The sequence below is a fragment of the Enterococcus dongliensis genome (genome assembly GCF_031927985.1).
GTDB classification, from domain to species: domain Bacteria; phylum Bacillota; class Bacilli; order Lactobacillales; family Enterococcaceae; genus Enterococcus_A; species Enterococcus_A dongliensis.
On record NZ_JARPZC010000031.1, the window covers coordinates 1 to 10,406 of the forward strand.

Consider the following 10,406-nt stretch of genomic DNA (forward strand, 5'->3'; position numbering starts at 1 on the left):
GAAGCCATAAAGGCTTCCAACAAGTGACGGATACATTAGCTTCAATGTTTACTGAGTAACCCATTATTTTGCAGAAGAACGAGTTATTTACACAAAATTATTGACGCTCCCAACTAAAAGTGTCAAAACAATGATGAAATCATTTAGTTCTTATAAATTAGACAAGAGAAAATAAATATTCCATATCTACTTTATTGGATCCATAACATGACTAAATTCTGAATACTTTTTAAAGCTTATCATTTGGTAAAACTGAATATAAGTTAATTATATAGACTGAAAATTTTGAATTTTCAGAATAGAATAACTTAAAAGTACTGACAAAATTTTTTAAAGGGGCAATATTAATGTTCTGAGATAATCAAATCTTACCGAAAATATCAAAAGTCCAATGTGACACAATCAGATTCTGTCACATTCGTTAAAATCGCTCCATCCTTAGAGGCTCTAAGAGAAAATCACTTTTCTTTTAGGTCCTTTTTTCTATAGCTTGTTTAAATGTGACTTATTATCTGTTATAATCATATTAAGTAACATTTGATAGGGGGATAAAAATGAAGAGCGTGGAACCGATTCGCGATAAAAAAAAGATCGATGCCATGAAGGCAATTTTGGCTTCCGGAAAATATGGGCAACGAAATTTGGTGCTTTTTTCGATTGGGATCAATACGGCGTATCGAATCTCTGATTTAAGACAGTTGAAATTAAGTGATGTGTTAGAAATTTCCCGTGGGCGGGTGATTGTCAAAGAACGTCTGGCCATGAAGGAGCAAAAAACGGCCAAGCACAATTCGGTCTTCATCTCGAACAAATTACGAAAAGTGATTCTTGATTATGTTCAATCCGAATTTTCTGAGCAGCTGCAAGTACAGGACTTCAGCAGGTATTTGTTTCCAAGTCGAAAGGGAGCAGATACGCCTTTGACCCGACAAAGCCTTTGGCGGATCATTCATGAAGCAGGAATGGCGGTTGGGTTGAAAGAAATTGGTCCCCATTCGATGCGTAAGACTTTTGGCTATTTTTTGTACAAGCAAGGAACCAAAACAGAGATCATTCAGTCGCTGCTCAACCATTCTTCGCAACGGGAGACCTTACGCTATATTGGAATCACCCAGGAAGACAAAGATACTGCAGTAAAGAGTTTGGATTTATGACAGAATAATGCCCTATACAATAGAAGAAAAATTCAAAAGGTGAGAAAATGAACGAAGAAAAGCAGCCTAACTTTCCTGATAAATATCACTTATCTCGCAAAGAGTCTGTGTATTTATTGAAGAAAAACATTGTAGAGCTGGTGTATAATGCGGGGAAATTTGAAGGGTTAAATACAACGTTGTTACAAACAGAAGAGATTATTAAGTATAATCGGGCCAACAACGTGGTGGTAGATGATGTCCTGACCGTCGTTAACTTAAAAAGAGGCTTTGAAATGCTTTTAAATGACGTACAGGAGCCCCTGTTAGAGACAAGTAAGCGGATTAATCGGATCGTTGCAGCAGAGGATGCGCTTTTTCCCGGTGAAATACGAACTGGTGGGGTAGAAGTATCGACGATTCAAGGAAGATATGTGCCACCAATGTTAACTGAAGACGAGGTAAACAATCAATATGGTGAGATAATGAATAAAGAGATATCAGATACGGAAAAAGCCCTGCGACTGTTTCTATTCATTTAATGCAATAGGAGCGGGTATTTGTAATGCTTCCCATAGTGCCACCCCATTTTTGAAATCAATTTCCCACGTTTCTTCGTTCTCGCCATTCTTTGGGAGAAGCTCAAGAGATGGCGGAGTAAAATCAAATTCGCTTTTCATTATATTAATTGTCTAACTTAATTTGACAATTAATATTATTTATACAGCACAAGTGAGAAATATATTGAACAGTTGAAACAAATACAAAACGATTTGTACGGTAACATTGAGAAAGAATATTTTGATAGTCAAATGTTCCAACAAAATTCTAGCCCCTATTATTCTGAAGAACGTTTTTTTCAATTAATGGAACAGGAGTAAGAAAAAAGACTACTTCAATTAATGAAAGAAATGGAAGAACAACAAGTAGCGGAAGAAATAGAAGAGAAACGGTTTATTAAATTAATAGAAGAGCAAATGGAAATAGAAAGTTTAAGAGAACAAGAAGAGGAGTAAGTTCTGCGTTTGTTAGAAACATAATATCTTTGAAAACAATTTAGACAAACGACAGGAAATGGTAATTTGAAAACTAAACATTGATAATTACTTATTGCACTTAATATGGTAGAATTGCATTAACTGTAAAGAGAGGGTGATGCCTAAATGATGACAACACAAGATTTAATGGACAAGTACGAAGTATCACGACAAACTGTAAACAATTGGGTTCGGAAAAACGAAATTCCTGCACCCACAGTAAAAAAAGGGCATCAGAATGCTTGGACATTTAGTCAAGCGGAACTTATTGACAAAAAATTGAAGCATAGTCACAGCGAACAATTGGAGTTGTTTAAAACTGAATCGACTCCTCTTCATATCAATAATAGAAGATATTTAGGCAGTAAACAGAAAATACTAGATTTTATCAATGATGTTGTTTCGGAACACACCAAAAATGTTAAGTCAGTTGCTGATGTTTTTGGTGGAACAGGTGTTGTTGCTAATTTATTTAACAAGCAAGGCAAAAAAGTCATAGTTAACGATATTCTTACAAGCAACTACATTTCTTATGAAACATGGTTCGGAAATATGCCCGTAGATGAAAAAAAGATTCAGTTCAAAATTGAAGAACTGAATTCTCTTGAAGGTATACATGGATATGTTGATAAAAATTTTGGTAATAAATATTTTTCAGTTGAAAACGCACAAAAAATTGATGCAATCCGTGAAAAAATCGAGACTTACAACGATTTAAACGAACGTGAGAAAGCATTTTTGTTAACGTCTTTGCTATATGCTATGGATAAGGTGGCTAACACAGTAGGACATTTTGATGCATATCGGAAAAAAATGGATACCTTTAAACCTATTTATTTACGAGTTCCCGAATTCAATAAAAATGTTGGAAATGAAATTTACAATGAAGATGCTAATCAGCTAGTTAGAAAAATTAAAACAGACCTTATTTACATTGATACTCCTTATAATTCTCGGGGCTATGAAAGTGCTTATCATGTATTAGAAAACATTATGGAATGGAAAAAGCCGGACGTTGAGGGAGTGGCAATGAAAGCGGTCAACCGCTCTGAAAAATCTTCGGACTATACTAAATCTAAAGCACCCCAAGCATTTGATGATTTGATTCAAAATATTAACGCTCGATATATTTTAGTTTCGTACAATAATATGGCGAAAAAAGGAAATTCACGTTCAAACGCAAAGATTTCAAATGAAGAAATTATTGCCACATTGAAGAAACGTGGGCAAGTAGAAGTTTTTTCAATTGATTTTAATGCTTTTACAACGGGCAAGTCGAATATAGAAAATCATAAAGAATTACTGTATCTTTGCACAGTTGATGATGAAATAATTCAATCGCCACTGAATTATACGGGCGGGAAACAAAAATTGCTTCCACAATTACGACCATATTTTCCTTCAAGGTATACACGATTGATTGACTTATTTTCTGGTGGTGGTAGCGTTACTGCAAATCTGGCAAAAAATGGACAAGCAGAAAGTTATCTTATGAATGATGTTGAAAATCATGTGATTAATTTTTTTGAGTATATTTCAACTATTGATATAGATGATTTCATCAACCAAGCGGAAATGAAAATAAGTGAATATGGGTTATCTAATACGAAAAAAAATGGATATGAATTCTATTCTGCGAATAGTGCTAGTGGTTTAGGTGCATATAATAAAGAAAAATTTCTGAAGCTAAGGAAAGATTATAATAATTCACCGTCACCATTGCTGTTTTACTTGTTAGTTGTTTTCGGTTTTAATAATCAGATTCGCTTTAATTCAAAGGGTGAATATAATCTTCCAGTTGGTAAACGAGACTTTAACAAAAAGATGGAGGAAAAATTACGTAAGTTTGTAAAAGTAATACAGGACTCACCAATTGAATATTCCACCAAAGATTTCCGAGAAGTGAGTATAGACACAGGAGATTTCATCTATGCTGATCCGCCGTATCTTATTACGACGGCAGCTTACAATGAAAATGGTGGTTGGTCTGAAAAAGATGAAAAAGACTTATACGATTATTTAGATAAAGCAAATGAAAATAATATTAAGTTTGCTCTTTCAAATGTGATAATTCATAACGGAAGAGAAAATGAAATCCTTAAAAGTTGGGCTTCAAAATATAATTTGTACGTCTTAAACTATAATTACAATAATAGCAACTATCAGTCCAAGGCTAAACAAAGTGAAACAGTTGAAGTTTTAGTCACAAATTACGAGAGGGATATTTAATGAAGCTTACAAATACCGCAGAAACATTTAATCTAGGTGACACAAGTTTTAGAAGAAAAACATTAATTGACGACTATAAAACTTTGTTGCCTTATCTTCAAGAAACAAATCTAGAATTCAATGAATGGAATAATGTCGCGCAAGCAGAATTTTACGAAAAAATTTTGACAAAAACAGATTTATTTTCTAGGAATACTGATGAGGATTTTGCAAAACGTGGGAGAACCTTAACCAATGCCTTAGTTAAAATTGGGCTAACAAATTCAAAAAGGAAACTTTCAAGAGTTGCTAATAGTTGGATAAATGAAAATACGCTTAGTGCAAATGATGTTGAACGTTCACTAGGAATTGATGCGAATAATTTATTATTCACTCGTCAGCTGTTAAAACTACGTGTTTATGATTCAAATAAGATGAATTATTTTTATCCATTTCGTGTCGCATTGGGATTGGTGATAAAGTATCAGAATATCCCACAACAAGATTTTCTAACACTAATTCATTTAATTCAGCCGTCATTTGATAATAGGAAAATAAAAGACATCATTAACGACTATCACAGTGTTAATGATAACAATGAAATTTTTTCGGAATTTTTGGATAGAAATTTTCCAGAGAATACAAGTGAATTGACTGCTGATGAACTTTTTTCAAAAAAACCATTAAATAGAAAAGAATTTGATTCGCTGTTCGTGAATAGAAAATCTTCAGCTACGCAAGGAATATATTTTGAATTTGTAAATAAGTTGTTGGCGTTTAAATCTAACAAAAATGTTGAAAATTTAGATGCTTTGCTTGAATTGAATTCTAACGATAAATTAACAAAGGCATTTGGATTTGGAAAAGCTATTTTTGCTAAAACGAATTTTATGAAATCTAAAAATATCCAAGATTTTTTAGATGAAAACGTAGATAATGATTTGCTGTCAGAAAATAATACGTTGATTTACAATCAATTTGTACTTTCTAAAAAAGATGATATCGTTCGTGAGTATCGAGATATGACAAAACGAACATTCAATTTATCGGGATTATTAGACTTCAATACTGGACTAGTCAATGCTACCAATCAAGATGTTCTTTCGATAATATTTAGTTCTATGAGTTTCTCGGGAACTGAAAACTATGCTGATTATGAAGAAAACTTGAGTTACTCATTCTATCAAGAATCTACAATAACTGAGGTATTGGATTTAGATGAATCTGCTATTTTGTCGGAAATTAAAGCATTTCTTGGAATTGAAAATACTTCACAAATCGAAAGTGTTGTTTTAACGCAAAAAGAAGATAAATTTAGAAAATTTATCTCAAAAACATTTCCTCGAGAAAAAATTATTGAAATCTTACCGCTATTTTCACCGAGAGATGATAAAAAAATTAAATCAGAAGTATCAGAATCGGCAACGGTTCCAACAATTTATGAATATATTGTTGCTATTGCATGGTTTTATATTTCTAAAGAAGAATTTTTTATTACAAAGAGTTTGAATTTAACCTTAGACGGTGAAATGCGTCCGTTATCACATGCAGCTGGTGGTGCTGGTGATATTGTCATTGATTATGAAAACTTGACATTAATGCTTGAAGTTACTTTGATGAATGCCCAAGCTCAAAAACGTGGAGAATGGGAGCCAGTATTACGACATGCAACAAATTTGACGGTAGACAACTTTGATAAGAATGTCATTACTTTATTTATTGCTGATGAACTGGACGATAATACTGTAAATATTTGGCGAGCAGTTGCAAGTGTACCTCTACGGTCATCAAATAAAGATGAAATTGCAGATTTAGTAAAGATTTTCCCTCTGGAGAATCGAGAACTACTTCATATGCTGAAAAACAATCTCGATGAACGAAAACTATTAAAAGCAATTGATGAATCATACGAAGAACTTGCGGGCAATTTTGACTTAAGTTGGCGAGATAAAATTTTTGTTGAAGCTAATATGTAAAAATGTAGTAGTTTCGATTTAAACGGGAATGTTTTTTAGTCAATGGAAAATATCACTTAATGGTGTGAACTTATGGTAAAAGCTAGCTCAATTCGTTTTATTTAGGGTTAAAATTCACACCATTCAAATGATATTAGTTGAAATTAGATGAAGTTTTGTTATTTGTAATCGCCCAAAAGATTTGATAATATTAATTGTCAAATTAAGTTAGACAATTAATATATTTATAAAGTATTATGTAATAATTAATTCGTAAAACCAGTGTATAATTACCAGAGAAAAACCGGGTCATTTCATATGGTTTCATATCACTGAATTTTAAGTAAGTTTCAAAGAAAATAGTTCCTCTAAAGGGTATCTAAATGGTATCTAAATACCTCTATAAAAATACAAAAAAACACTCTTTGAAATAATCCAAAGAGTGCTGTAAACGTTGAAATGGCAACGATATTAACGTTGAGAACTGTAGTGAACGACGAGCGCCTTTAAGACCTGGCTTGAACAACGCCTAATTGAATAACTTTCAAAAGCTTTTATTATTTCGTTTGTCAAATTAAGTTAGACAAATCATCTTTTGTGACGTAACTCAAAAATACTTCCATTGGTGTCCGATAGTGTAATGATTTTCTAGGAATATGATTTCGTTTTGATGCCACTGATTGGATAAAGGTTTCGGATACACCATTAAAATCCATAGCTTTATATAAGCCATCTTTACGTAATAATCCATTCGAATTTTCATTTAATCCTCGTTGAGAAGGTGTTCCTGGATCAGCGAAATAAATAGAAATATCATTGATGTTACTGATGTTTTTCCAATTAGAAAATTCTTTCCCACAATCAAACGTAATTGATTTAAATAAGTGCTTAGGAACAGAGTCGAACCACTGGTTCAATCTATTTTCAATATCTTTGGCTTGTCTACCAGTAGGTTTTAACGTAATGATCACTTTAGATAATCTTTCCACTAAAGTAATGACTGCACTTTTATGTTTTCCACCGACGATGGTGTCACCTTCCAGGTGACCAAATTCATGATTGAAGTGGGTATAATCATGAGTTCTATCATGAATTGAACGGCGAAACGCTTGTTTTCCTCGGGTTTCTTTGTGGCCGTTTAGTTTTCTTTTCCCCTTCATTGGTAAGTGTTTACTATCAAAGGTTTGGTCTTTAAACATCCGATACAGTGTACGTACCGAACAAGCAATAGGAAACTCTGCTCGACCAATAAGGACATCAGGAGCCCACCCTTGAACCACCTTTTTTTGAATGTATTCCTGTTGTTCATCTGGTAAAACAATCGGACGTCTTCCACAGTTACTTTTGTTTTTCTTATATTGTTTATAGTAACTCATTGCGTTTCCACCATTTTTAAGAAAACGATAGACATTATAAATGGTTTGTCGAGAACGTTGTAATCGTTTGGCTACTTTTGAAACAGATTGATGATTATTATAATACGCGTCTATCATTGCAAGTTCATTTGATGTAAGATGGGTATAGGTCATTTGTCTTCACTCCTTATAATTCTTTTGCGGGAACTATCTTGAGTGTAGCACAAATGACTTTTTATTTGTCTAGCTTAATTTTATGATCGGCGTATTAAGACTATTTTTAAAAAATGCTATAATAATATATGTATTTAAATTATATTTTGGAGAGTGTAGTATGAGTTTAATTTTTAAAATATTCACTAAGAAGTTTGCATTAGGCTGGTTAATATTATTTGCAGTTTTATTTTTAGCATATCCATCTTATTTAGCGTATTCAGTTAAAGAAGGAGAAAAAAGTAAGTCTTATTCAATGATAAAATATCTTGAACAAACTAATGAGACTGTCTATTTAAATGTAGGGATACAGGTAGTAGAAACTAAGTCAAATAATACAAGTATCCCTTGGACAAAAATTGGTATCCCTCTGACTGAAAAGAAAGCCATTATAATTCTTAATTATCAGGCAAAATTGGGCGTTAAAAAACCAGTTAAAATTAAGAAAATTAATGAAAATAGATATAGTGTTACTATACCTAAATATGATGTTATAGGGATAGAATTAGATCAAAAGGCTCCTTATCAGCTTTATGATTCTAGCGGTGACCTGTTAAGTTTAGCAACCGAGGATATTGACACAGGTAAATTGGTTACTAATAGATTGAGTACTAAAAAACAAGAAATGTATTTAGCAAAATACAAAGGGCAAATGAATGATTCTGCGAAATCATATTACAAAACATTGTTTCAAGGGATTAACAAAAATGCAAAATTAGAGTTTAATTTTGAGTGATAAAATCATTATTCTATCAACGGAAATTAGTCAAGTCCACAATCTTGTGTAAAAGTTCAACCTCATCAAAAGCACAATGTTTTGCGTTGTGAACCTAGTTTAAGTAGGGACTCATGTTAGTATCAAATCTTAGACAGCTTTTCGTAGAGACAAGAATAAATTAAACTTATCTACGAGAGGATGAATTTTTATGACCCGATATAAAGAAAATTTTAAACAGACGTATTACCCAAGAAATCTTATTATCACTCGACCTGAAGGCCTCTATCTTTCAGGGTTTACTACCGATAAAAAACAGCAAATTCTTGATTTTACTCAACGTGTTTCATTATTTTTAGAACAACATCAGTTAAAAATAGATGGAGATATTTGGGAGCTACTGTGGCAAGATGAAGTATTTACAACGGAAAAGGAGTTACAAGTTTTTGAAGTAATGATACCGATAAAACCTGTATCTCATTAACTTGCTGAAAACCCAAAACGTGAGTATCAGTTAGAGTTGCTTTATATTTTAAGGATAAGCATAAAAAATGATTAGCTCAAAGTGAATCAATGAATCATCTAAATGGGTGAGTCACTTTGCATGAACTGGAGTATGCTAACGCTAGAAGTCAAAAAATGAAACCTGTATACAAAAATACCTGTTAAAAGCTTGAATTGTTGATTTACCAACAATTCAAGCTTTTTTAATTTAATCTGCAGCTGAAAGCATACCTGTTGCTATTGTTTTCTCGTTGCATGTCGGTTAGTCTACACCATACTCTTTTAATAGGGCATCTGCTAGTTTGTTTACGTTTGAATAGATTTCTAACTCTACAATACTGTCGTTAAATTCCATTTGAATAGATGAATTGAAAATCGAATAAAATTCTGTTGTTCGTTTAAATGTATCCGTTTCAACAATTACTTTTGATCCGTCGACAAAGACATGTCCACAGTTATTTTTAAAATACATAACCTTCCCCTCCTTCCCTTTTAAGAGTAAATACGAAAAAATTGGTCAAAAGAAGACAAGGGGAAGCATTTCGTTGTCAAAACCATGTCCGATTGTCATTGTTGTGTGTTCTTTTCATTTAACCGTCCATTTTGTACGTATCTACCGCTTGCTGAAAGTGGTTATAGCATAGCCAGTCGAAAAAACAAGGATATATGAACTCTCTACGTTCGTCCTTGTTTTTTCTTTGTGTCTAAGCTAAGGGATAACCACAGCAAACGACCGAAACGCACTGAAAAAATGGCAAATAAAAAGAAAGGAGAAAAACACTGCTACTCGATCCTTGACAACAAAACAAATAACAAAAGAATCCAGCTTCACTTCTCTCAACCTCTAAAAAAATGTGTTGGGAAAAAAAGCCTAAAAGAAAGAAGGAGAAAACAATGTCAGTTAGTTATGAAAAAGTAGTAGAAATTGTCCGTCTCAAACAAGTTGTCTGTGATTCCACCTTAGAAATACAAAAAATTACGTCCAGCTTTGGCATTGCCCAATGGCTAATGGATGAGATTGGAAATGAAACGCAAGAAGTTTTGATGTTGCTATGTTTGAATACAAAAAACGAAGTAAACAGTTTATCTGTCGTGCACCGAGGTACGATAAACCAATCGATTGCTCACCCAAGAGATATTTTCCAACGAGCAATTCTTAGCAACGCGACTCGCATTTGTATCGCGCATAATCACCCAAGCGGAGACCTATTAAACATAGTATCCTAAACTAGAGTACTCTAAGTACTCGAAGTTTAGGATTTTTTAATTACAGTGCTTTAACTATT

At 33.0% G+C, this 10,406-nt stretch carries 8 protein-coding genes and 1 pseudogene; 7 read left to right on the plus strand and 2 right to left on the minus strand.

Annotated features, from left to right (window positions below):
* Positions 1-554: 554 nt before the first annotated feature.
* From P7D84_RS13275 to P7D84_RS13290, 4 genes and pseudogenes are all read left to right on the plus strand, one after another.
* Complete coding sequence (locus P7D84_RS13275) at positions 555-1,154, plus strand: tyrosine-type recombinase/integrase (protein ID WP_218210646.1); 600 nt, start codon at positions 555-557, stop codon at positions 1,152-1,154.
* A gap of 47 nt (positions 1,155-1,201) precedes the next feature.
* A pseudogene (locus P7D84_RS13280) lies at positions 1,202-1,672 on the plus strand (Fic family protein); the annotation flags it as partial.
* 624 nt (positions 1,673-2,296) lie between these two features.
* A complete protein-coding gene (locus P7D84_RS13285) occupies positions 2,297-4,399 on the plus strand; it encodes a Dam family site-specific DNA-(adenine-N6)-methyltransferase (RefSeq protein ID WP_032495685.1) in 2,103 nt (700 codons plus the stop codon).
* Positions 4,399-6,354 carry an AlwI family type II restriction endonuclease gene (locus P7D84_RS13290; protein WP_010731568.1) on the plus strand — a complete coding sequence of 652 codons (1,956 nt, stop codon included), beginning with the start codon at positions 4,399-4,401 and terminating at the stop codon, positions 6,352-6,354. Before P7D84_RS13285 ends, P7D84_RS13290 begins: the two co-directional genes overlap by 1 nt.
* A gap of 548 nt (positions 6,355-6,902) precedes the next feature.
* Here P7D84_RS13290 and P7D84_RS13295 read toward each other — a convergent pair.
* Positions 6,903-7,862 carry an IS30 family transposase gene (locus P7D84_RS13295; protein ID WP_032495686.1) on the minus strand — a complete coding sequence of 320 codons (960 nt, stop codon included), beginning with the start codon at positions 7,860-7,862 and terminating at the stop codon, positions 6,903-6,905.
* Positions 7,863-8,022: 160 nt separating this feature from the next.
* On the opposite strand from P7D84_RS13295, the gene P7D84_RS13300 reads away from it, so the two are divergent.
* Both P7D84_RS13300 and P7D84_RS13305 read left to right on the plus strand, forming a co-directional pair.
* Positions 8,023-8,637 (plus strand): DUF4230 domain-containing protein, encoded by a 615-nt coding sequence (locus P7D84_RS13300; RefSeq protein ID WP_218210644.1) that lies wholly within the window; start codon positions 8,023-8,025, stop codon positions 8,635-8,637.
* Positions 8,638-8,827: 190 nt separating this feature from the next.
* Positions 8,828-9,100: a hypothetical protein gene (locus tag P7D84_RS13305; protein ID WP_032495688.1), complete on the plus strand. Its 273-nt coding sequence runs from the start codon at positions 8,828-8,830 to the stop codon at positions 9,098-9,100.
* Between the two features lie 282 nt (positions 9,101-9,382).
* Here P7D84_RS13305 and P7D84_RS13310 read toward each other — a convergent pair whose 3' ends face one another.
* On the minus strand, positions 9,383-9,592 hold the full coding sequence (locus P7D84_RS13310) for a hypothetical protein (protein ID WP_031644640.1): 210 nt from the start codon (positions 9,590-9,592) through the stop codon (positions 9,383-9,385).
* Positions 9,593-10,014: 422 nt separating this feature from the next.
* Here P7D84_RS13310 and P7D84_RS13315 point away from each other — a divergent pair, with 422 nt between their 5' ends.
* A complete protein-coding gene (locus tag P7D84_RS13315) occupies positions 10,015-10,347 on the plus strand; it encodes a JAB domain-containing protein (RefSeq protein WP_218210656.1) in 333 nt (110 codons plus the stop codon).
* Positions 10,348-10,406: the final 59 nt, after the last annotated feature.

Excerpts from the sequence above, each read along its gene's own strand:
- P7D84_RS13275 (WP_218210646.1), top strand. The coding sequence starts at position 555 with ATGAAGAGCGTGGAACCGATTCGCGATAAAAAAAAGATCGATGCCATG.
- P7D84_RS13285 (WP_032495685.1), top strand. The coding sequence starts at position 2,297 with ATGATGACAACACAAGATTTAATGGACAAGTACGAAGTATCACGACAA.
- P7D84_RS13290 (WP_010731568.1), top strand. The coding sequence starts at position 4,399 with ATGAAGCTTACAAATACCGCAGAAACATTTAATCTAGGTGACACAAGT.
- P7D84_RS13295 (WP_032495686.1), bottom strand. The coding sequence starts at position 7,862 with ATGACCTATACCCATCTTACATCAAATGAACTTGCAATGATAGACGCG.
- P7D84_RS13300 (WP_218210644.1), top strand. The coding sequence starts at position 8,023 with ATGAGTTTAATTTTTAAAATATTCACTAAGAAGTTTGCATTAGGCTGG.
- P7D84_RS13305 (WP_032495688.1), top strand. The coding sequence starts at position 8,828 with ATGACCCGATATAAAGAAAATTTTAAACAGACGTATTACCCAAGAAAT.
- P7D84_RS13310 (WP_031644640.1), bottom strand. The coding sequence starts at position 9,592 with ATGTATTTTAAAAATAACTGTGGACATGTCTTTGTCGACGGATCAAAA.
- P7D84_RS13315 (WP_218210656.1), top strand. The coding sequence starts at position 10,015 with ATGTCAGTTAGTTATGAAAAAGTAGTAGAAATTGTCCGTCTCAAACAA.